18 protein-coding genes and 1 tRNA gene are annotated in these 19,675 nt (G+C 67.2%); 8 read left to right on the top strand and 11 right to left on the bottom strand.

The window, feature by feature from the left end:
* Positions 1-78 precede the first annotated feature (78 nt).
* A complete protein-coding gene (locus ACGGKE_RS04575) occupies positions 79-1,410 on the top strand; it encodes an MFS transporter (RefSeq protein ID WP_228166688.1) in 1,332 nt (443 codons plus the stop codon).
* A gap of 113 nt (positions 1,411-1,523) precedes the next feature.
* On the opposite strand, the gene ACGGKE_RS04570 is transcribed toward ACGGKE_RS04575, so the two are convergent.
* From ACGGKE_RS04570 to ACGGKE_RS04530, 9 genes are all read right to left on the bottom strand, one after another.
* Positions 1,524-2,369, bottom strand: a complete 846-nt coding sequence (locus ACGGKE_RS04570; protein ID WP_394440438.1) for a glycosyltransferase — start codon at positions 2,367-2,369, stop codon at positions 1,524-1,526.
* 5 nt (positions 2,370-2,374) lie between these two features.
* Positions 2,375-3,646: an ammonium transporter gene (locus tag ACGGKE_RS04565; protein WP_394440436.1), complete on the bottom strand. Its 1,272-nt coding sequence runs from the start codon at positions 3,644-3,646 to the stop codon at positions 2,375-2,377.
* 294 nt (positions 3,647-3,940) lie between these two features.
* Positions 3,941-4,017 (bottom strand) — tRNA-Arg (locus ACGGKE_RS04560).
* Positions 4,018-4,091: 74 nt separating this feature from the next.
* Positions 4,092-4,481 carry a hypothetical protein gene (locus ACGGKE_RS04555; protein WP_394440434.1) on the bottom strand — a complete coding sequence of 130 codons (390 nt, stop codon included), beginning with the start codon at positions 4,479-4,481 and terminating at the stop codon, positions 4,092-4,094.
* A gap of 52 nt (positions 4,482-4,533) precedes the next feature.
* Positions 4,534-5,241: an endonuclease III gene (gene nth, locus ACGGKE_RS04550; RefSeq protein WP_394440432.1), complete on the bottom strand. Its 708-nt coding sequence runs from the start codon at positions 5,239-5,241 to the stop codon at positions 4,534-4,536.
* Positions 5,242-6,006: a 4-hydroxy-tetrahydrodipicolinate reductase gene (gene dapB, locus ACGGKE_RS04545; protein WP_394440430.1), complete on the bottom strand. Its 765-nt coding sequence runs from the start codon at positions 6,004-6,006 to the stop codon at positions 5,242-5,244. It lies immediately after the preceding gene.
* A 75-nt stretch (positions 6,007-6,081) separates the two neighbouring features.
* Positions 6,082-6,609 carry a molybdenum cofactor biosynthesis protein B gene (gene moaB / locus ACGGKE_RS04540; protein ID WP_394440428.1) on the bottom strand — a complete coding sequence of 176 codons (528 nt, stop codon included), beginning with the start codon at positions 6,607-6,609 and terminating at the stop codon, positions 6,082-6,084.
* Positions 6,609-8,396, bottom strand: a complete 1,788-nt coding sequence (locus tag ACGGKE_RS04535; protein ID WP_394440426.1) for a lytic transglycosylase domain-containing protein — start codon at positions 8,394-8,396, stop codon at positions 6,609-6,611. Before ACGGKE_RS04535 ends, moaB begins: the two co-directional genes overlap by 1 nt.
* A complete protein-coding gene (locus tag ACGGKE_RS04530) occupies positions 8,393-9,124 on the bottom strand; it encodes a uracil-DNA glycosylase family protein (protein ID WP_394440424.1) in 732 nt (243 codons plus the stop codon). Before ACGGKE_RS04530 ends, ACGGKE_RS04535 begins: the two co-directional genes overlap by 4 nt.
* Before the next feature lie 130 nt (positions 9,125-9,254).
* Between ACGGKE_RS04530 and ACGGKE_RS04525 the strand changes: the two genes are divergently transcribed.
* The 7 genes from ACGGKE_RS04525 to ACGGKE_RS04495 are packed head-to-tail and all read left to right on the top strand — an operon-like array spanning position 9,255 to position 17,094.
* Positions 9,255-10,907, top strand: coding sequence for a 4Fe-4S dicluster domain-containing protein (locus tag ACGGKE_RS04525; protein ID WP_394440422.1), 1,653 nt, complete (start codon positions 9,255-9,257; stop codon positions 10,905-10,907).
* A 28-nt stretch (positions 10,908-10,935) separates the two neighbouring features.
* Positions 10,936-12,552 (top strand): tetratricopeptide repeat protein, encoded by a 1,617-nt coding sequence (locus tag ACGGKE_RS04520; protein ID WP_394440420.1) that lies wholly within the window; start codon positions 10,936-10,938, stop codon positions 12,550-12,552.
* A complete protein-coding gene (locus tag ACGGKE_RS04515) occupies positions 12,539-13,420 on the top strand; it encodes a 4-(cytidine 5'-diphospho)-2-C-methyl-D-erythritol kinase (RefSeq protein ID WP_394440418.1) in 882 nt (293 codons plus the stop codon). Before ACGGKE_RS04520 ends, ACGGKE_RS04515 begins: the two co-directional genes overlap by 14 nt.
* The gene (locus ACGGKE_RS04510; protein ID WP_394440416.1) at positions 13,417-14,133 is read left to right on the top strand and encodes an N-formylglutamate amidohydrolase; all 717 of its coding nucleotides are present in this window, start codon (positions 13,417-13,419) and stop codon (positions 14,131-14,133) included. The genes ACGGKE_RS04515 and ACGGKE_RS04510 overlap by 4 nt, the downstream gene beginning before the upstream one ends.
* Entirely contained in the window at positions 14,130-14,492 is a 363-nt protein-coding gene (locus tag ACGGKE_RS04505) for a hypothetical protein (RefSeq protein WP_394440414.1), read from the top strand. Before ACGGKE_RS04510 ends, ACGGKE_RS04505 begins: the two co-directional genes overlap by 4 nt.
* Positions 14,489-15,880 carry an NAD(P)H-hydrate dehydratase gene (locus ACGGKE_RS04500; protein ID WP_394440412.1) on the top strand — a complete coding sequence of 464 codons (1,392 nt, stop codon included), beginning with the start codon at positions 14,489-14,491 and terminating at the stop codon, positions 15,878-15,880. Before ACGGKE_RS04505 ends, ACGGKE_RS04500 begins: the two co-directional genes overlap by 4 nt.
* A complete protein-coding gene (locus tag ACGGKE_RS04495) occupies positions 15,877-17,094 on the top strand; it encodes a class I SAM-dependent RNA methyltransferase (RefSeq protein ID WP_394440410.1) in 1,218 nt (405 codons plus the stop codon). Before ACGGKE_RS04500 ends, ACGGKE_RS04495 begins: the two co-directional genes overlap by 4 nt.
* A 49-nt stretch (positions 17,095-17,143) precedes the next feature.
* Here the strand turns inward: ACGGKE_RS04495 and ACGGKE_RS04490 are convergent, their stop codons facing one another.
* Together ACGGKE_RS04490 and ACGGKE_RS04485 are read right to left on the bottom strand one after the other, a co-directional pair.
* Positions 17,144-18,352: a type III PLP-dependent enzyme gene (locus ACGGKE_RS04490; protein WP_394440408.1), complete on the bottom strand. Its 1,209-nt coding sequence runs from the start codon at positions 18,350-18,352 to the stop codon at positions 17,144-17,146.
* Between the two features lie 150 nt (positions 18,353-18,502).
* Positions 18,503-19,675 (bottom strand): carboxynorspermidine decarboxylase, encoded by a 1,173-nt coding sequence (locus tag ACGGKE_RS04485; RefSeq protein ID WP_394440406.1) that lies wholly within the window; start codon positions 19,673-19,675, stop codon positions 18,503-18,505.

The following is a 19,675-nucleotide window of genomic DNA, read 5'->3' as shown; positions in this document are numbered from 1 at the left end:
TTTCTGCTATGTTGCCATTCCCTGGCCGCTGGAAGACGAGCATACCGCACCGGCGGCCCAGCCAAGGAGCGGATGTATATGAGTTCAGGGGCCATAGCCTTCACCTCCACGCCACTTGAGGATGATGCGCGCAAGATCAACGCGCGCGACCACAAGGTCGCGCCGGGGGACATCTCCATCGGTGTGATCATCGGTCGCACCTCCGAATTTTTCGACTTCTTCGTTTACGCCATCGCTTCGGTGATCGTGTTCCCCAGCCTCGTCTTCCCTTATGTGGATGCGCTGACCGGCACGCTCTATTCCTTCGCCATCTTCGCCGTCGCCTTCGTGACGCGGCCGATCGGCTCGCTGATCTTCATGGCCATCGACCGCCACTACGGCCGCGGCACCAAGCTGACCGGCGCGCTGTTCCTGCTCGGCAGTTCGACCGTCGCGATCGCCTTTCTACCCGGTTATGAGACGATTGGCCATTATGCCGCAGTGGTGCTGATCGTCCTGCGCGCGGCGCAGGGTATTGCTCTTGGTGGCACCTGGGATGGCCTGGCTTCGCTGCTGTCGCTCAACGCGCCGCAGCATCAGCGCGGCTGGTATGCGATGGTGCCGCAGCTCGGCGCGCCGCTGGCGTTGCTGGTGGCGAGCGGGCTGTTCGCCTTCTTCCTGCTCAACCTGTCGGAAGCCGATTTCCTCAGCTGGGGCTGGCGCTATCCGTTCTTCGTCGCCTTCGCGATCAACGTCGTCGCGCTGTTCGCGCGCCTGCGCATCGTCGTGACGCATGAGTTCGAGCGGCTGTTCGAACAGCGCGACCTCGTCCCCTCGCCGGTGCTCCCGACGGTGAAGCGCGAAGGGCGCAACATCATCCTGGGCGCCTTCGCTCCGCTGGCGAGCTTCGCGCTGTTCCACATGGTCACGGTGTTCCCGCTGTCCTGGATCGCGCTCTACACCGAACAGCCGATCGAACGTTTTCTGGTAATCGAGATGATCGGCGCGTCGGTGGGGCTGCTGGCGATCGTCGTGTCCGGTTTCATCGCCGACCAGATCGGTCGCCGCTCGCTGCTGGGGTGGTCGGCCGGCGGCATCGCGATCTTCGCGCTGATGGCGCCGCTGCTGCTGGATGGCGGGGATCTGGGCGAAGTCGCCTTCATGATTCTGGGCTTCATGCTGCTGGGCCTGGCCTTCGGCCAGTCGTCGGGCGTGGTCGCCTCCAACTTCGCGACCGAGGCGCGCTATACCAGTTCCGCGCTGACGTCGGACCTGGCATGGCTGGTCGGCGCGGGCTTTGCGCCGCTCGTCGCCCTGCTGCTGTCGGTGAAGTTCGGTCTGGCCGCGTCGGGCATCTACCTGCTGTCGGGCGCAGTGGCGACCATGGTGGCGCTCTACATCAACAAGGAACTGGCCGGCCGCGATCGCTGATCGCCAAAGGTAAGGTTCTTGTCACTGACATCGACGCAGCATCTCCCGCGCCGCCCCGACGAACCGATCGGGCGGCGCGTCCTGTTTTGGCGCGGCGGGGCTTTGCGGTACGGCTATTGCGCCTTGCGCATCCTGGCGAGTGCCTTGCGGTCGAACCAGCCGACCAGGCCGGGGCGCGGCCGCCAGCGCAGCAGCCATGCGCCATACAGGCTGGCCATCCGGCGCGGCAGGCCTTGCGGTCCTTCGCGCGCCATGATGTCGGACACGATCCGGTTCTGGTAGAAGCGGACGGAATAGTTGATCAGCCGCTTATATTGCATCTGCCAGGTGGATGGGCGCGCCAGACTGACCTGTTCGGCGAAGAAGCCAGCGCCCTCGCACGCCAGCACGCGGTCATGCGCCCACTGGCTGTCATCCTCCAGATCGGTATGCGCCCAGGCGGCAACCAGCCCATCGTCGCCGATCAGGTCGTCGGGCAGGCGCAGGCCGCGCATGCGGATGGCGGCGACGAAGCCGCCGGACAGGGCGTAGAGATCGCCGAACAACCCGCCTTCGGCGCGCAGCCCGGCGCGATATAGCTCCACCTTGCGGCCGTTCATCGGCATGCCGGCGGCCGCGTTCGCGCCTGGCCGCGCGGCAAGATCGGCGATCAGCGCGTCGATCGATCCGGCGGCGATTTCCGCGTCCCCATCCATGAAGATGACGGCGCTTTCCCGCCCGGTCAGCAGATCATGGACAAAATGGTTCCAGGTCCGCGCCTTGCCGCCCTGCGCGATGTCGTGGACGATCACATGGGGCCGGTCAGCGGCGGCCGCCCTGGCGCGCGCCGCCGTGGCGTCGCTGGTGCCGTTCACCAGCACATGAAAGATCGTGTCGGGGCGATCGAGCGGCAGCGAGGCGAGGCAGGCGGCGATCCGCCGTTCCTCCTGATGCGCAAAGATGCCGACCGCGACCGTCATGGCGATCAGCGGAAGTCCCAGCCCTGTTCGCCATGCTGCGCGGCGTCCAGGCCTTCGGATTCCGCCTGCGCCGTGACGCGCATCGGCAGGATGACGGACACGGCAAGCGCGGCGATGGCGCTGCCGACCACGGCCCAGAGCGCGACCACGGCCAAGCCGATGCCCTGGCTGACCAGTGCGTCGGTGACGCTGATGCCCGCTTCGAACCCGACGCCGCCCAGCCAGGGCAGGACGAAGAGCGGCAGCAGCAGCGCGCCCGTCGCGCCCCCCAGGCCATGGATCACGAAGATGCCGGCGCCATCGTCCACGCGGCGCCGCAGGAAGCCGAGCCCCAGTCGCGACAGCAAGGCTGCGATGCCGCCGATCAGCATCGCGCCGCCGCTGCCGACCAGCGCGGCACAGCTGGCGATCGCGGCGATGCCCGCCAGCGCGCCGGCCATCACGCCGGTGGCGCTGGCGCGGCCGCGCAGGATGCGATCGACCAAGGCCCAGCACAGCGCACCGGCGCAGGCGGCGAAATGATGGTTGAGCAGGGCGGTGGCGGCGTCATCCGTTGCGCCGAGCGCCCAGCCGCCGACAAGGCCGGACAAACCGATCCACAGCAGCGCGCCGCCGGTCAGGCTAAGGACGGGGCTGTGCCCCGCACCGGCGGCTTCGCGCCTGGCCCCGACGATAAGGGCGAGCGCGAGCGCCGAAAATCCCGCAGTGGCGTGCACGACCAGAGCGCCGGCAAAGTCCATCACCCCCAGCGCGGCGAGCCAGCCGCCGGCCCAGACGGCGTGGGCAATGGGCACATAGACCAGCAGCATCCAGAGCGGCGCGAAGGCCAGAAACCAGCCGAGCGACGTGCGTTCGGCGACCGCGCCGATCAGCAGGCCGGCGCTGACCAGCAGGGCCGCCATCTGGAAAAGTATGAAGGCGGATTCCGGAATGGTCAGCCCTTCGCGCAATGCCGCCAGATTGGCCAGCATCAGATTGGCGCTGCCCCCCAGCCAGGCGCCGCCCGGCGCATAGACCAAGCTGTAGCCGGCGATCGCCCAGCCGAGTGAGAGGATGGCGACGACGCCTGCCCCCTGCGCCATCACGGACAGCGCATTGCGGACATTGACCTGCCCGGCATGCCGCAGCATCAGCCCCGGCAGCGCCGCCGCGAGCAGCAGCACGGAGCAGACGAGCGACCAGCCCGTATCGCCGCTGTCCGCAGCCACCACCTGGGCGAAGGCGGGCCGGGGCAGGGCGATCATCAGGAACAGAAGCAGGGCAGGCAGGTGGCGCATCGCGGATCCCGGCTGAGGTGTCTGCGTCTTCCTAGCGTCGCCAGGGTAAAGACTTCAATAAGCCGGATGGCTCGGAAATCGACTGCTGGGGATCGGCGTAGCGCGCCCTGGGGCAATAGAATCTCGGTCCTGCCATTAATTTCAGCGCGCTATGGCGCTGAATTAAGAGTTGCTCGACACTGCAGTCCAGGAGCAATGACTGAATCAGCCTTTTGCGCAGTGTCCGTAGCGCTGGCATATACCAATACGTCCGCTTGTGATCTTGCGTCTGAGACGCTGAATCCTGGCGGTGTATGGCGCACCCAAGAGGATTCGAACCTCTGGCCTTTGCCTTCGGAGGGCAACGCTCTATCCAGCTGAGCTATGGGTGCGTGACGCAGGTCAGAAGCGGCGCTTAGCAAAGCCTGCCGGGCTGCGCCAGCACCAAAATCACTTCGCTTGCCGCTTATTTCGCCGGCTTTTCCATCGGCTGGAATTTGCCCAGGCCGCAACTGGCGCCGGGCTGCAGGCCGGGACCGGCGTTCCACAGCACCGTGATGATGTCGACCGAACAGAGCTGCGAAATGCTGGTGCGGTAGGAAAAGCGCTTTTCGAAGCCCAGGCTGGGGCAACTGTTGGGCAACGTGTTGCGATAGATTTTCCGGCTGTTCACCACGAAGTCGATGGTGCGGTCGTCGCGGACGCTGGACGAACGAATGGAGCGAATGTTGATGCAATCGACCGGATCGCCCTTGGCGACATAGGGGTCGGGCTTGTCCTTGGCGATGGCCGGCTGGGCCAGCATGGTGGCGGCGGCCAGGGTCGTTAGCAGGGCGATCGGGTGACGGACGGCCATGATGTCTCTCCTCATCTCACGCCGAATCGACGGCGCGCCGCAGGGGCTTCCGTCATGATTTGGCGGATGGCGCCTGAACGGGGCGAGAACGGGCGCGCGCTGCCGTGGTTCCGGACGTGGCGCCGGGGGCCGGCGTCTTGGGTTTGTAGCGGCACAGGTCGGCGACGATGCAGCGCCAGCATTCTGGCCGCCGCGCCTTGCACACATAGCGTCCGTGCAGGATCAGCCAGTGATGCGCATCGCGGCGAAAGGGAGCGGGCACGCGCTTGTCCAGCTTCTGCTCGACCGCGAGGACAGTTTTGCCGGGCGCCAAACCCGTGCGGTTGCCGACGCGGAAGATATGCGTGTCGACGGCGAAGGCTTCCTGACCAAAGGCGGTGTTGACCACGACATTGGCGGTCTTGCGGCCGACGCCGGGCAGGGTGGTCAGCGTATCGCGGTCCTGCGGCACCTGCCCGTCAAAGTCGCGGACCAATATCTCTGACAGGGCGATCACATTCTTCGCCTTGGCGTTGAACAGGCCGATGGTCTTGATATGCTGTTTCAGCCCGTCCTCGCCCAGGTCGGCCATCTGCTGCGGCGTCCGGACGTCGCGGAAAAGCGCGCGCGTCGCCTTGTTGACGCCGACGTCGGTCGCCTGGGCGGACAGCACCACCGCCACCAGCAACTGATAGTCGTTGCCATATTCCAGCTCGGTCTGTGGGGCGGGGTTGGCTTCGGCGAGGCGGCTGAAAAAGTCGAAGATCTGCGCCTTGTTCATCTACAGGCCCAGCACGCCCTTCATGTCATAGCGGCCGGCGGGCTGGCCCAGCAGCCAGCGCGCGCCCTTGACCGCGCCGCGTGCGAAGATGGAGCGGTTTTCGGCGCGATGGCCAATCTCGATCCGTTCGCCCTCGGTCGCGAAGATGACCTGATGATCGCCAGCCACCGATCCGCCGCGCAGCGCGGCAAAGCCGATCGCGCCAGGTTTGCGCGCGCCGGTGATGCCGTCGCGGCCGCGATCGCTATGGTCGGCGAGCGCGATGCCGCGGCCCCGCGCCGCCGCTTCGCCCAGCAGCAGCGCGGTGCCGGATGGCGCGTCGACCTTGTGCCGGTGATGCATCTCGACAATCTCTATGTCCCAATCCTCGGCCAGGCCAGCCGCGGCCTGTTCAACCAGAGCCGCTAGCAGGTTGACGCCGAGCGAGGTATTGCCCGTCTGCAACACGGGGATGAGCGCGGCCGCTTCGTCGATCAGGGCATGATGCACCGCTTCCAGGCCCGTGGTGCCGATCAGGATCGGCTTGCGCGCGGCGATGCAGGCGTCGAGATGAGCCGAGAGCGCGCCCGGCACGGAAAAGTCGATCAGGACCTCGGCGCGCTCGGCCAGGGCCAGCGGATCGGCGGAGATGGCGATGCCCGGCGCGATTTCGCCCTCCGGCGCTCGGTCGGTGCCGCCGGCGATCGGAAGGCCGGCCTCCATCGCGACGGCTGCGATCGCGCGGCCCATACGGCCGCCTGCTCCAAAGATTCCGATGCTGGTCATGGCTCCTGCCTTAGTCGGCGGAGCGGCGTGGTGTCGAGAGGGTGGTTGCGAGCGGCGCAGAACGGCGCCGCACGATCATCTTTCGGTGAGGCGCGGCATCAGCTCGACGAAGTTGCAGGGGCGAAAGCGGCTGTCGAGCTGGCTGGCGAGGATGCCGTCCCAGGCGTCCTTCACCGCGCCGGTGGAGCCGGGCAGCGCGAAAATATAGGTGCCGCGCGCGACGCAGGCGGTGGCGCGCGACTGGATGGTCGACGTGCCGATGGTCTGAAAGCTCAGCCAGCGGAACAGTTCGCCAAAACCCGGTATTTCCTTGTCCTGCACCTGGTGCAGCGCTTCGGGGGTCACGTCGCGGCCGGTGACGCCGGTGCCGCCGGTGGTGAGGATGACGTCGACCTGCGGATCGTCGATCCAGGCGTGCAGCCGGGCGACGATCGCCGCCTTGTCATCCCGCTCGATATAGCGGGCGGCGAGGATATGGCCGGCGCTTTCCAGCCGCTCCACCAGCGCGTCGCCCGATCGGTCGTCGGCCGGGCCGCGCGTATCGGACACCGTCAGCACGGCGATGCGCACGGGCACGAACGGCCGGCTTTCGTCGATCGGCATCAGTCGCTGCCGCCGCCGATGCTGCCCTGGCCGTCCGCCTTGCTCAAGCGCACGAGCTTCATGCCCTTGGCGGTGGGGAAGGTCGGCCACAGCCCCTGCGCCATGCCGGTGAGGCATTCGGCGCTGCCCTTCGCGTGGATCTGGTACATCCAATAGTTGCGCATCACGATGTTCACATAAGCGCGCGTTTCATAATAGGGCAGCGATTCCATGAAGAGCAGCGGATCGCCATTGTCATGGACCTGGGTGTTCCAACGCTGCACCGGCTGCGGCCCGGCATTATAGGCGGCCATGACCTTGGGCAGCAGCCCGCCGGTCGCGCTCATGTCGCGCAGGCTTTCCAGATAACGCTGGCCAAATTCCATATTGGTGGACGGCACGAACAATTGGTCGGCGGAACTCAGGCCCATGTCGCCACCGGTGCCCGGGCGCACCTGCATCAGGCCACGCGCGCCCGCGCTGCTGACGACATTGGTGCGAAATCCCGATTCCTGCAGCGTATGGGCATAGATGAGCGACGGATCGACGCGCCAGCCGCCATCGGGCCGCCAGTCGGGCGCGGGGAAGCGCGCAAAGCTGTCGGGCTGCGTCCCGGCCGGGCCATTATGAGCGAACCATAATTGCGTCGCGGGAAGATTGAGGCTGCTCGCCAGGCGCAGCAGAGCGTCATATTGCGCGGTGCCGCCCAGCTTCGCCTGATAGCGCAGCAATTCGTCGGCCTGGTCGCGTTCGCCGATGGCGGCCAGCGCGATCGCGGCCCGGGCATTGGGGCTGTCCTTCAGCTTCTGCCATTCGCTGCTGCCGAAGCGCGCGGCCATGGGCGCGCCGCCCAGCGGCATGCCCAGCGATTCGCGCGCGAGCAGGCCGTAGAAGGTTTCATCGGAACGCGCCGCAAGCTTCAGATAATTCTCGACCTTCTCCGCCTCGCCGCAGACCATGTAGGCGCGGGACGCCCAATAGGCGCCGGCCGCGCGCATGTCGGCATTGCCCGCCAGCGCGGCGACATTGGCGAAGGCAGGCGCGGCGGCCCGGCAGTCATTCTGGCGCCAGGCGGCAAGGCCGGTGGTCCAGTGCGCCTGCACCGTCCAGTCGCCGCCGGTCCGGGTTTCCAGCGCGCGCGCGGCCATGCGGCGCGCATTGCCGTCGTCATTTTCGATATAATAGGCCCAGGCGACGCGCTGGCGCACTTCGGTGAGCCCCTCGGGCGACAGGCCGGCTTCGCCGGTCGCCAACAGCCCTTCCGCGCCGATCGGATCGTCGGCGTTGATGAAGCCCTGGATCTTGCCCGTCAGCGCCTGCGCCAGCATGTCGGTCTTGACCGCCGCGACATATTGGCGGCGTGGCGCGGAGCCCAGCCACACCATCTTCTGGATCTGGGGCAGGGTAGGCAGGATGGTCGCGCCGCGCTTTTGCGCGAGGCGGGACAGTTGGTCGGCCTTGGGCAGCCAGGCCGCCTTGTTGATGAGGTCCAGCAGGTCGAACAGTTCGACGCGCGGCGAATTGCGGGCGAGATACAGTTCCGACAAGGCGACGGGGCGCACCGCATCCTGCGGATCGAGCGCCAGGATCATCGCCTTCGCCTCCGCCCAGCGTTCGGCGTGCAGCGCGCCGAAAATGGCGCTGTAGCGCGCCTTGTCGCCGTCGTGCAGGTCGAAGGGCGAAGCACCGGCGCCGATGGTCGACATGTCCGGCAGCACGTCGGCGGTCTCGGCACGGGCTGCCGGCGCCGTCATCATCGCAGCGGCCATCAGGGCAAGGCAGGACAGGCGGGTCGCGGCTCGAATCACGGACGATTTTCCTCGATCAGGCTTTGCAGGGCGCGCCAGCATTCCGCCTTGGCCGCGGGCTGGCTGAGCAGCAGGCGCGGGTGGAATGTGGCGACGGCGGGCAGGATGCCGCCATCATGATTAAAGTTGCGTAAACTATTGCCGCCCGCCTCTCCGCTGGCCGGCATCAGCGCACGGGCCGTCCGATCGCCGAGCAGCAGCAGGCGGCGCGGGCGAGCGAGATGGACATGGGTGCGCATCCGGTCGGCCGCCGCGCTGAGGTCCGCCGCCTCCACCATGCCGCCCGGCGGACGGCGGAAGAAGAGCGCGGCGACATAGACCTGCGCGCGGTCGAGGCCGATCGCGCGCAGCATCGCGTCGCATAGAGCGCCGGCGCGATCGGCCAGCAGCGATCCGGCCTCCAGGTCGGCGGGATCGGGCATGTCGGTCACGATCATCAGTCGCGCGTCGGCGGCGCCCGTCGGAAGAATCGCACGGCCCGGCCAGCGCTGCTCGGGATGCGGCGATTCGCCCTGCAGCCAGAGATGGAACGATTCCAGGTCCTGAGGTTTTGGTTCGGTGATGGCAGGGACGACAGGCTGGGCGGCGCCGCCCGAAATCGGCGCAACTGCAGGGCGCAGCCAGTTGACCGGCGCTTCCGCTACGGCGCAATCCACGCCGGCCAGTCGCCACCACGCCAGATAGGCGCTGGCGGCATTCTCGCCATGATCCTGCATTATTCCCCGCATCGCGATCATCTAGGGCCAGAGGTTGACGAGGGGGTCAAGCTGCTTCATCGCCTTGAATGACAGACTGTTGGACTAATGCGGTGATCGGACGACCGGGGTGCAGCCCGCCGATCACACCAAGGAGGGATGAATGAGCGAACGGGAATCGATGCCTTATGACATCGTGATCGTGGGTGGCGGTCCGGCTGGCCTTTCCGCCGCGATCCGGCTGAAGCAACTCGCGAATGACGCGGGGCAGGAACTGGCGGTCTGCGTCCTGGAGAAGGGGTCGGAAATCGGCGCCCATATCCTGTCAGGCGCCGTCATCGATCCCAAGGCGCTGGACGAACTTCTGTCCGACTGGCGCGATCAGGGCTGCAGCCTGGCGGAAACCCCGGTGACCGACAACCAGCACTGGTTCCTGACCAAGAGCGGTAAGATCAGCATGCCGCACCTGCTGACGCCGGGCTGGATGCACAACAAGGGCACCTATACCGGGTCGCTAGGCAATCTGTGCCGCTGGCTGGCCGAGCAGGCCGAAGGACTGGGCGTCGAGATATTCCCCGGCTTCGCGGCGGCGGAAATTCTCTATAATGAGGATGGCAGCGTGAAGGGTGTCGCCACCGGCGACATGGGCATCGACCGGGAGGGCAATCGCAAGCCCGACTATCAGCCGGGCCTGGAGCTTCACGCCAAATATACCTTCTTCGCCGAAGGCGCGCGGGGCCACCTGACCAAGATATTGAAGCGCCAGTTCGCGCTGGACGCGGAATGTGAGCCGCAGGTCTATGGCCTGGGCATGAAGGAATTGTGGGACATCAATCCCGATATGCACCAGCCGGGCCTGGTCATCCATAGCCAGGGCTGGCCGCTGACCGACGCCTATGGGGGCGGATTCCTGTATCATCAGTCCAATGGGCAGGTGGCGATCGGCTTCGTCGTCGGCCTGGGCTATCGCAACCCGCACCTCTATCCGTTCGAGGAATTCCAGCGCTGGAAGCAGCATCCGGACATCCGCAAATATCTGGAAGGCGGCCGGCGCGTCTCCTACGGCGCGCGGGCGATCAACGAAGGCGGCTGGCAGTCCATCCCCAAGCTGATATTCCCCGGCGGCGCGCTGATCGGCTGTTCGGCGGGCTTCGTCAACGTGCCCCGGATCAAGGGCACGCATACGGCGATGAAGTCGGGCATGCTGGCGGCCGAAGCGGCGTTTGAGGCGATCCAGCAGGAGAGGGCGCGCGACGTCCTCAACGATTATGAGGATCGGCTGCGGACCAGCTGGATCGCCACCGAATTGCAGCTGGTGAAGAATGCCGAGCCGCTGCTGTCGAAGTTCGGCAACACCATCGGCACGCTGTTGGCGGGCATCGACATGTGGATGCGCACGCTCAAGATCGGCCTGCCTTTCACCATGAAGCACAAGCCCGACCATGCTAAGATCTGGCGCAAGGAACAGTGCGAGAAGATCGCCTATCCCAAGCCCGACGGCGTGATCAGTTTCGATCGTCTTTCGTCCGTGTTCCTGAGCAACACCAACCATGAGGAGGACCAGCCGGTTCATCTGCAGCTCAAGGATCCGGCGATCCCGATCAGCTATAATCTGCCCCTTTATGACGAGCCGGCGCAGCGTTATTGTCCGGCGGGCGTCTATGAGGTGGTGGGCGAGGAAGAGGGCGATCCCCGCTTCCAGATCAACGCGCAGAATTGCGTCCATTGCAAGACGTGCGACATCAAGGACCCAACGCAGAATATCAACTGGGTCGTGCCCGAAGGCGGCGGAGGACCGAATTATCCCAATATGTAAGCGCATCATCCCCGTCCTGATTCTGGCCATGCCGGCGGCCGCCGGCGCGGCGGTCGATCCCGACAGCGCGCTGCATGCCTATGCGCGGGCCCGGCTGGCGGACGGGGATGGCGCTTTGCAGGCGGCGGTGGCGAGCTACCGCGCGGCGATGACGCTCGACCCCGACAGCATCGCCATCGCGCGGCGATCCTTTGCGCAGGCGCTGGAAAGCGGCGACGAGGCGCTGGCGCTGCGCGCGGCGACCATGCTGGAGGCGCAGGCGATGCTGCCGCGCGACGGAACCCTCCTGCGGATCGGCGAGGCGCTGGAGCATCAGGATTGGGCGAGCGCGGGGCAACTGACCGACCGGATGGAGGAAGAAGGCAATTTCGCCTTCCTGGCGCCGATGATCCGCAGCTGGATCGCGCAAGGCGAAGGACGCGCCTCGCCGCCGGTGATCGCCGACAAGGATCCCTTCGCCAGTCTGGCGCGCCGCTATGTCGACGAACATGTCGCCTTGCAGGCGATCGGCCGCGGCGACCTGGCGGCGGCGCTGCCGGCGGCACGGCGGGCGCTGGCGCTGCGCGGGGGCGGCGATGGCGCGGCATTGCGGCTGAGCTTCGCGGGCCAGCTGGCCGCGCGCGGGTATCGCGACGAGGCGCTGGCGATGCTGCCGGAAGGCGCGGCCGATTTCGCCGCCGCCCGATCGGACCTGAAGCGCGGCAAATATCCCAGGGGCAAGCGCGCCCTGCTCGATCCGGCGCAGGGCTATGCGCGGCTGCTGTCGCGGCTGGCGGCGGATATCGCCACGGATCAGGGCGGCGTGGCGCTGGGCATGCGGCTGGCGCGGATCGCGACCTTCGCTGATCCGGACAGCGCCGAAGCGCACATCATCGCCGCCCGGCTGCTGACCGCTGCAGGCTATCCCGCCTTCGGCGTCGCCGAAGCGCAGAAGGTGGCCGCGGACCGATGGTATGGCGCGCTGGGTCAGGCGGAGCTGGTCGTCGCCATGGCGGAAGCGGGCGATCGCCCCGGCGCCATCGCGCTGGCGCGGACGCTGGCGCAGATGCCCGGCGCCGACGCGGCGCGGCATGTGCAACTGGGCCGGCTGCTCGCCGACCAGAAGGATTTCGACGGCGCAGCGGCGGCTTTTCGCGCGGCGCAGGCGGGCTATACGCCTGAGACCGTGCCCTGGTCGCTGCTGCTGTTCGAAGGCAGCGCGCTGGAACAGGGCGAGCATTGGGACGAGGCGCGCGCCGTGCTGGAAAGGGCGGCGAAGCTGGCCCCCAACGAGCCGGTGATCCTCAACTATCTGGGCTATGCGCAGATCGAGCGGCGGCAGAATGTGGACGAGGCGCTGGCGCTGCTGCAACGCGCCAGTGCGCTGAAACCCCAGGACGCATCCATCACCGATTCGCTTGGATGGGCCCAATATGTGACCGGAAATGTGGGCGCGGCGGTGCCGGTTCTGGAACGGGCGGCCGCCGGCGCGCCGGACGACCCAACCGTGAACGAGCATCTGGGCGATGCGCTGTGGAGCGCCGGGCGGCGCTATGAGGCGCGCTATGCCTGGAATGCCGCCGCCATCTTCGCGGAGGGCGACGTCGCGGAGCGTCTGGCGGCGAAGACGCGCGAAGGATTGAAGCCCGAATATGCCGCACCCTGACGTGGAGGCGCAGGCCGACCTGCTGGTCGAAACGGGCTATGCCAAAGTGAATGTCGCGCTGCATGTGCGGGCGCGGCGCGATGATGGCTATCATGCGCTGGAAAGCGTGTTCGTCTTTGCCGAGCATGGCGATCGCATCGAGGGCGCGGCAAGCGACGATGGCGCCATCGACCTGGCGATCGACGGGCCGTTCGGCGCTGGGCTGGATGCAGGACCCGCCAATCTGGTGATGCGCGCGGCAAAGGGGCTGCAGGCCTATCTTGGCTGCCAGCATGGGGCGCGGCTTCGCCTTACCAAGCTGCTGCCGGTGGCGTCGGGCATAGGCGGCGGGTCGGCCGACGCCGCGGCCACGCTGCGCCTGCTGGTGCGCCTGTGGGGCGTGCGCATCGATGCGGAGGAACTGGCGGCGCTGGCGCTCGACCTGGGATCGGACGTGCCTGCCTGCCTCGCCAGCGTGACGCAGTTCGTCACCGGGCGCGGCGAGTGGCTGGCGCGGCATGATGTCGCGGGGCTGGAGGGATCGCCGATGCTGCTGGTCAATCCCGGCGTTGGCCTGTCCACGGCGCATGTGTTCGCGGGATGGGATCGACAGGATCGCGGCGCTCTGTGCGCGGAAAGCCTGGAGCGGTTGATCGAGGCGGGGCGCAACGACCTGCAAGCGCCCGCCGTCGCGATCGCGCCGATGATCGCGGACGTGCTGGCGGCGCTCGATGGCGCGGACGGGTTGCGACTGGCGCGCATGTCGGGATCGGGCGCGACCTGCTTCGCCCTGTTTGATAGCGAGGCCGCCATGGCGCGGGCGGCCGAAACGATACGGGCTGCTCGGCCTGGCTGGTGGATATTGGAAACACGGATAAGGACCGCATGACGCAAGCCTTCACCCGCATCGATGGCGGGCCGCTCGACCTGCTGATCGTCGCCGACCATGCGTCGAACCATGTGCCCGCGGATGTCGACCTGGGCATCGACCCGGCGCTGCTTCATGATCATATCGCCATCGACATCGGCGTGGCGGAGGTCAGCGCGCTGCTGGCCGAGCAACTGGGCTGCACGGCCATTCTGGGCGGCGTATCGCGGCTGGTGATCGACCTCAACCGCGAGGATGATGCGCCGGGCCTGCTGCCGGTGATGAGCGACGGCCATGCCATTCCCGGCAATCGCGGCGCGGATCTGGCCGAACGGATGATCCGTTTCCATCATCCCTACCACCATGCGGTGGGCGCATTGCTGGCGGACATGGCATCGCCCTTCATCCTGTCCGTCCACAGCTTCACGCCCAGGCTGGCGAGCGATCCCACGCAAAAGCGCCCCTGGGACATCGGTATTCTCTATAATGCCGACGATCGCGCGGCGCGGATCGCCATTCCGATGCTGGAGGCGGCGGGGCTCATGGTTGGCGACCAGCTTCCTTATTCCGGGCGGCTGCTCAACGCGACGATGAACCGCCATGCAGAAGCCAATGGCATCCCCTATCTTGGCATCGAGATGCGGCAGGATCTGGTCAGCGAGGCGGCCGGGCAGAAGCGGTTCGCGGAGATCATCGGACCGGTCGCGCTGGCGTGCCGGAGCCGCCTGGCATGAGGTGCTGGCCGGTGGCCTTGGCGCTGTTGCCGATGCTGGCGGCGTGCGGCGGCGATCGCAACGGGGCGGAAGAGGGCGACGCTGTTCAGACAGCGAGCGCGGAGCCCGCGTGCAGCGTCGATGGCGCGGCTGACTGGTCGTCCGATTGCACTCTGGAGCGCGAAGGCGACCTGCTGACGATCCGTCATCCCGATGGCGGGTTCCGGCGCTTTCGCATCCTGTCCGACGGGCGCGGGCTCAAGGAAGGGGACGGGGCGGAACAGGTCAGGCTTCGCATCATCGACGGCCACATGATCGAAGCTGCCGTTGGCGACGACCGCTATCGCCTGCCTGCCAGGATCGCCGGGCAGGGTCGGTGAGGGGGGGCGCGATCCTGACGGCGTCGCAGATGCGCGCGGCCGAGCAGGCGGCCTTCGATGCCGGGATCGACCCCTATGACCTGATGGAGCAGGCGGGCGCGGCAGCGGCGGAGATCATCTGGCGCGCCGGGCATATGCGCGATGTGCTGATCCTGTGTGGGCCGGGCAACAATGGCGGCGATGGCTTCGTGGTCGCGCGGCGGCTGCGGGAGCGCGGGCTTTCGGTGAGGGTCGCGGCGCTCGGCGAAAGCCGCACCAGTTGGGCGCAGCGGGCGCGGAAAGCCTGGGACGGCCCGGTCGAGGATATGATGACCGCCGCGCCGGCGACGCAACTGGTCGACGCGCTGTTCGGCACCGGCCTCAGCCGTGGCCTTGATGAACCGGTTGCCGAGCAGCTGTCCGATCTGGTCGCGCGCGCCACGGCATCCTACGCGATCGACTTGCCGAGCGGGGTGGAGACGGACAGCGGCGCGCTCTTGTCGGCGACCCCGCGCTTTGGCGCCTGTATTGCGCTTGGCGCGTGGAAGCCGGCGCATCTCCTCCATCCCGCAGCCGGACATTGCGGCCGGCTGATGCTGGCCCCGCTCGACATGGCTCCAGACAGCGACGTGCAGCGTCTGGGTGCGCCGCGGCTGGCGGCGCCGGCGGCCGATGCGCATAAATATAGCCGCGGCCTCGTGGCGGTGGTCGGCGGCGGAATGCCGGGGGCGAGCCTGCTCGCCAGCGAAGCGGCGGCGCGGTCCGGCGCGGGGTCGGTGCGGCGGCTGGCGGCGGACATGCCGACCAGCGGGCCACATGCGATCATCAACCGGCAGGTCGATCGTGCCGACGCGATCGCCGAGCAGTTGACGGACAAGCGGATCGCGGCGCTGCTGGTCGGGCCGGGACTGGGCCTGGACGATGGCGCGCGAGCGCGCCTACGCGCGGCGCTGGACAGTGGATACCGGCTGGTGCTGGATGCCGACGCGCTGACGCTGCTTGGCGAAGAGGGTGAAAGGACAATTGGGCGCGACGCGATTTTGACTCCGCATGAAGGCGAGTTCCGGCGGCTGTTCGGCGACTTGCCCGGCAGCAAGATCGATCGCGCATGCGCGGCGGCGCACAGCTCGGGCGCGGTCGTCGTTTACAAGGGCCCGGACAGCGTGATCGCCGCGCCGGATGGGCGCGTAGCGGTCGCAGGCGGCGCAACGCCCTGGCTCTCCACCGCGGGCACGGGTGATGTGCTGGCGGGCCTGGCCGCGGGCCGGCTGGCGGTGACGGGTGATCCCTTCCGCGCGGCGTGCGAAGCGGTATGGCTGCATGGTGACGCGGCGCGGCGGTGCCGCCCCGCCTTTGTCGCGGATGATTTGCTTGCTGCGCTGCCAGCGGCTATCGCCGCGCGATTGTGACCGACAACAAATCAGACAGCGAAACCGACAGCATCATCCGCATCGCTGCGCGCGGCGATGGCGTCACCGCCGATGGCCGGCATTTCCCCCTGACGGCGCCGGGCGACTGGATCCGGCCGGATGGCAGTGTCGCGTTCGGTGTCCATCATGCGCAGCCGCCCTGCATCCATTTTCCCGCCTGCGGGGGATGCCAGCTCCAGCATCTGGACGAGGAAAGCTATGCCGATTTCGTCACGGCGCGTGTGACCGGCGCGCTGGCGGGCCAGGGCGTGACGCCCGGCGCGCTGCTGCCGCCGCATATCTCTCCGCCGATGACGCGTCGGCGCGCGTCGCTGCGCGCGGCGCGCGCGGGCAAGCGCGTCACCATCGGCTTCGCCGAGGAGGGCAGCCACAGGCTGATCGACCTGCAGATGTGCGCGGTGCTGGACCCGCGGCTGTTCGCGCTGGTAGCGCCGTTGCGGGCGTTGCTGGCGGCCATCCTGCCGGACAAGCGCGCCGCGCATGTGAAGATGTCACTGGTCGACCAGGGCGTCGACCTGCTGCTGGAAGGCGTGCGGGTCGAAGGGCTGTCGGCGGACGAGGCGCTGGGCGACTTTGCTCGCGCGCAGGCATTGGCGCGGCTGACCATCGATGAGGGCGACGGGCCGCAGACGCGCTGGGAGCCGGAGGCGGCGACGGTCAGCTTTGGCGGCGCAGCGGTCGGCTTTCCGCCCTTCGCCTTCCTGCAGGCGACCCCCGATGGCGAGGCGGCGCTGGTGGCGGCGGTCCGCGCCGCCATCCCGGACACCGGGCCGGTCGCCGATCTGTTCTGCGGCCTTGGCACCTTCGCGCTGGCGCTGGGCGAGGCGCGGCCGGTCTATGCGGCAGAGGCGGCGCGGGACGTGATCCTGCGGCTCAAAGTGGCGGCGGGGCGAGCGCAGCGGCGGCTGGCGGCCGATCATCGCGACCTGTTCCGGAGGCCGCTGACGCCGGCGGAGCTGGATCGCTTCGCCGCCGTGATCCTGGATCCGCCGCGCGCGGGCGCGCGCGAACAGGTGCTGCAGCTGGCCATGTCCAACGTGCCGCTGATCGCCTATGTGTCCTGCAATCCGGCGAGCTTCGCGCGGGATGCGGCGCATCTGACGGCGGCGGGCTACAGTCTGGAGAGCGTCCAGCCGGTAGGCCAGTTCCGTTGGTCGACCCATGTCGAACTGGTTGGCATCTTCCGCAAATAGGAAAAACCCCCGCTGCCGGCTGGTAACGGGGGCTTTTGCGTCTGGTGGGTCAGAGCGAGGAGCCCAGCTTCACCACATTTGCGCGGCGGCGGGTCGGCAGCGCTTCGGTATAGAGGCTGGCCATCGGCTCGTCCTCGACCTCGATCGTCGACTCCGACGTGAAGCCGTTGAAGCCGGTGCGCATCGCCGCGCCGTAGGCGCCCAGCATGCCGATTTCGATATAGTCGCCGGCCTTTACGTCCGAAGGAAGCATGAAGGGGCCGACCATATGGTCCATGTCGTCGCAGGTCGGGCCGTAGAAGGAAAAGCCCTCCAGCGTTTCCAGACTTGGCTCTTCGCGCAGCAGCTCGACCGGGAAGCGCCAGCCGATATGCGCCGCGTCGAACAGCGCGCCATAGGCGCCGTCATTGATGTACAGCTCATTGGCGCGGCGACGCTCGACGCGCACCACGACCGAGCTATATTCGGCCGACAGCGCGCGGCCGGGCTCGCACCACAATTCCGCCGAATAGCTGATCGGCAGGCTTTCGAAGCCGCGATGGATGGCGTCGAAATACCGCTCCAGCGACACCGGCTCCATGCCTGGATAGACCGACGGGAAGCCGCCGCCGACATCGATAATGTCGACCGTGACCGCAGCATCGACGATCGCGGCGCGGACTCGCTCGATTGCGTCGCTATAGGCCTGGGGGCTCATCGCCTGGCTACCGACATGGAAGCAGATGCCCAGCGCATCGGCCGCCTGGCGCGTGGCCATCAGCAGTTCGCGCGTCTCGCCCAGTTCGGCGCCAAACTTCGACGCGAGGCTGAGTTCGGAATGTTCGGAGGACACGCGCAAGCGCACGCACAGCTCCAGATCGGTCGCGTCGCCAGTGGCGCGCATGATCTTTTCCAGCTCGTCGATCGTGTCGAGCGAGAAGGTGCGCACGCCATGCACATGGTAGGCTTCCGCGATCGCTTCCTCGGCCTTGACGGGATGCATGAAGCACAGTTTCACGCCTTCCTCGCCGGCCAACGCATCGGCAACCAGCCGCACTTCGGCGATCGAGGCCACGTCGAAATGCGTGATGCCCGATGCGAACAGCGTGCGGATCAGATCAGGAGACGGGTTCGCCTTCACCGCATAAAGCGAGCGGCCCGGAAACTTCTCGACAAAGAAGCGGGCAGCCCGAGCAGCGGCGTCGGGGCGAATCAGCGTTACCGGTGCTGCCGGTTTGAGGGTGGTCGCTACCCCCAGCGCGCTATGATGCTTGTGCAATTCAAGGGACCTCCAGTGTAGTCGTTGGCAGTAAGAAGCTGCCTTGCGGTGGAAGTCCCATGGGGCAGCGGACGGCCGATATATGCGGCAGGGTCCCCCCTGTAAAGCGCCTGTGGAAATTTTGTTGCGCGGCGAACCGTGAGGCGTGCGTCAGGAGAGACGAGCCTTGAAATCCTCATAGGAAAAGGACCGAATTTCCGTGAGTTCGTCCGTATCGCTGTTCCATAGCCAGATGGAGGGCAGCGGAACGCCGTTGAAGGTGTTGGTCTTCACCATCGAATAATGGGCCTGATCGAGGAAGGCGATCCGCGCCCCTGGTTCGGCCCCGCCGGGGACTCGATAGTCGCCGATAATGTCGCCCGCGAGGCAGGACGGCCCCCCGAGCCGCGTGACTGGTCCTTCGCTGGCTTCATGCAGCATGGCGGGGCGATAGGGCGCTTCGATCACGTCGGGCATATGGCAGGTGGCGCTGATGTCGGTGATGGCGACGGGCATCCCGTTATGGATGACATCGAGGATTTCACCGACCAGGATGCCGGCGTCGAGCGCCATGGCTTCACCCGGTTCGATATAGAGGTCGAGACCGGTCTGCGCCTTAATCCGCTGCAGAAAGGCGACGAGGTCGTCGATCTGGTAATCGGCACGGGTGACATGGTGGCCGCCGCCGAAGTTCAGCCATTTGAGATCGGCGACATGGGGCATGACGCGTGACTCGATCGCGCCCCAGGTGCGCTGAAGCGGCAGGAAATCCTGTTCGCACAGATTGTGGATATGGAGGCCATCGACGCCGTCGAGATGTTCGGCGCGCAGCTGGTCCACCGGAAAGCCGAGGCGGCTGTGCGGCTGCGACGGGTCATATTTGGGCACTTCGCCTTCGGCATGGAGCGGGTTGAGGCGCAGGCCGATGTCGAAGTTCACACCGTCCTTGCGGGCAGCGTCGATCACCGGCTTCATGCGCGCGATCTGGCCGGGGCTGTTGAAGATGACATGGTCGGAAATGCGCAGGATTTTGGCGAGATCGTCGGGTTTGTAGGCGGCGCAGTAGGTCGCCACCTCACCCTTATATTCCTCGCGACCCAGGCGCGCTTCATAGATGCCCGACGCGCAGACGCCGTCGAGATATTCGCCAATCACCCCGCCCAGCGACCACATGGAAAAGGCCTTGAGCGCGCCCAGCACCTTGATCCCGGCGCGATCGCCGATGTCGCGCAACACCGACAGGTTGCGCCGCACCGCCGCTTCGTCGACCACGAAGGCAGGCGACGGCACACGATAAAGGTCGAAGCGGGCGAAGGCGGCGGGATCGCCGGCGCGGGTTTCCAT

The sequence above is a fragment of the Sphingobium naphthae genome (assembly GCF_043589935.1).
In the GTDB taxonomy this organism is placed as follows: Bacteria; Pseudomonadota; Alphaproteobacteria; order Sphingomonadales; family Sphingomonadaceae; genus Sphingobium; species Sphingobium naphthae_A.
This window is presented reverse-complemented; position numbering and strand designations above follow the sequence as displayed.

What these genes read in the sequence shown, in the direction of transcription:
- ACGGKE_RS04515 (WP_394440418.1), top strand. Translation starts at nt 12,539, where the DNA reads ATGCCGCACCCTGACGTGGAGGCGCAGGCCGACCTGCTGGTCGAAACG.
- ACGGKE_RS04520 (WP_394440420.1), top strand. Translation starts at nt 10,936, where the DNA reads ATGCCGGCGGCCGCCGGCGCGGCGGTCGATCCCGACAGCGCGCTGCAT.
- ACGGKE_RS04565 (WP_394440436.1), bottom strand. Translation starts at nt 3,646, where the DNA reads ATGCGCCACCTGCCTGCCCTGCTTCTGTTCCTGATGATCGCCCTGCCC.
- ACGGKE_RS04555 (WP_394440434.1), bottom strand. Translation starts at nt 4,481, where the DNA reads ATGGCCGTCCGTCACCCGATCGCCCTGCTAACGACCCTGGCCGCCGCC.
- dapB (WP_394440430.1), bottom strand. Translation starts at nt 6,006, where the DNA reads ATGACCAGCATCGGAATCTTTGGAGCAGGCGGCCGTATGGGCCGCGCG.
- nth (WP_394440432.1), bottom strand. Translation starts at nt 5,241, where the DNA reads ATGAACAAGGCGCAGATCTTCGACTTTTTCAGCCGCCTCGCCGAAGCC.
- ACGGKE_RS04505 (WP_394440414.1), top strand. Translation starts at nt 14,130, where the DNA reads ATGAGGTGCTGGCCGGTGGCCTTGGCGCTGTTGCCGATGCTGGCGGCG.
- ACGGKE_RS04510 (WP_394440416.1), top strand. Translation starts at nt 13,417, where the DNA reads ATGACGCAAGCCTTCACCCGCATCGATGGCGGGCCGCTCGACCTGCTG.
- ACGGKE_RS04570 (WP_394440438.1), bottom strand. Translation starts at nt 2,369, where the DNA reads ATGACGGTCGCGGTCGGCATCTTTGCGCATCAGGAGGAACGGCGGATC.
- ACGGKE_RS04575 (WP_228166688.1), top strand. Translation starts at nt 79, where the DNA reads ATGAGTTCAGGGGCCATAGCCTTCACCTCCACGCCACTTGAGGATGAT.
- ACGGKE_RS04525 (WP_394440422.1), top strand. Translation starts at nt 9,255, where the DNA reads ATGAGCGAACGGGAATCGATGCCTTATGACATCGTGATCGTGGGTGGC.
- ACGGKE_RS04485 (WP_394440406.1), bottom strand. Translation starts at nt 19,675, where the DNA reads ATGGAAACCCGCGCCGGCGATCCCGCCGCCTTCGCCCGCTTCGACCTT.
- moaB (WP_394440428.1), bottom strand. Translation starts at nt 6,609, where the DNA reads ATGCCGATCGACGAAAGCCGGCCGTTCGTGCCCGTGCGCATCGCCGTG.
- ACGGKE_RS04530 (WP_394440424.1), bottom strand. Translation starts at nt 9,124, where the DNA reads ATGCGGGGAATAATGCAGGATCATGGCGAGAATGCCGCCAGCGCCTAT.